The sequence below is a fragment of the Xenorhabdus santafensis genome, from assembly GCF_033949405.1.
In the GTDB taxonomy this organism is placed as follows: Bacteria; Pseudomonadota; Gammaproteobacteria; order Enterobacterales; family Enterobacteriaceae; genus Xenorhabdus; species Xenorhabdus santafensis.
In genome coordinates, this window is the sequence record NZ_VCDN01000292.1 from 1 (window position 1) to 741 (window position 741).

2 protein-coding genes are annotated in these 741 nt (G+C 36.3%); both read right to left on the reverse strand.

Going from position 1 to position 741, the window contains the following annotated elements:
• Positions 1–500, reverse strand: a 500-nt coding sequence (locus FE392_RS22545; protein WP_500692705.1) for a hypothetical protein, incomplete at its 3' end; no start/stop codon positions are given.
• Positions 501–505: 5 nt separating this feature from the next.
• The coding region (tnpA, locus tag FE392_RS22550) for an IS200/IS605 family transposase (RefSeq protein ID WP_319931915.1) at positions 506–741 on the reverse strand (236 nt) is incomplete at its 5' end.

A 741-nucleotide genomic window follows, 5' to 3' on the forward strand; every position in this document is an offset into this window, starting at 1 on the left:
ATTTTTTCGTTTGTAGGAATCGTGACAGATATTTGAGCAATCCATTTAGCAGATTTCTTTGTGATACGAAGTGTACCTAACTTGTGCTTCAACAATTCGAAATTGCGATTATATTTGTCGATTAATAAAGCGCGAACCTTTAAACGAGTTGACTTTCCGTTTACCATAAACGGAATTGAAATGTGTGTGAAGTCAAATGAATAGTTTTGGTTATTCCATACACAAACAGGTCTTTTTAGAATCGGAACGATTTTGTATTTACTCTTTTTCACCTTTGTAGAAAACACACTTTTCGCATCTTTAATTGCTTGATTTTTCACCGCACTTGGGATATTGGCCTCAATATCCTTTGTACTTTTCTTCGTGCTTTTCTTTGCTTCAACCATTTCAGATACAAGGGCATTAATGACTTTTATATACTCGTGGCTACTTTGTTCCAATAGCATGATTTGTTCTTTTGTTGGAAGCAATTTAACTTTAACCGTGATGGTTTGTGGCACAAGTTTCACCCCCTCTTTTTTTGATTTTCAACATAATGTTTTATTGTCTCACTTGATACACTTCCAGCAGTAGAAACAAAATAAGAACGCGTCCATAGGCTCGGCAAGTGTTGAAGATGTGGAAACTCTTCTCTCAAACGTTTTGATGTCACTCCTTTAATTTTTGCCATTGTATCAGCAGGACTAAGTGTTGGTGGTGTATCTAAGAACAAGTGAACGTGGCCTTTGTCGCATTCCATTG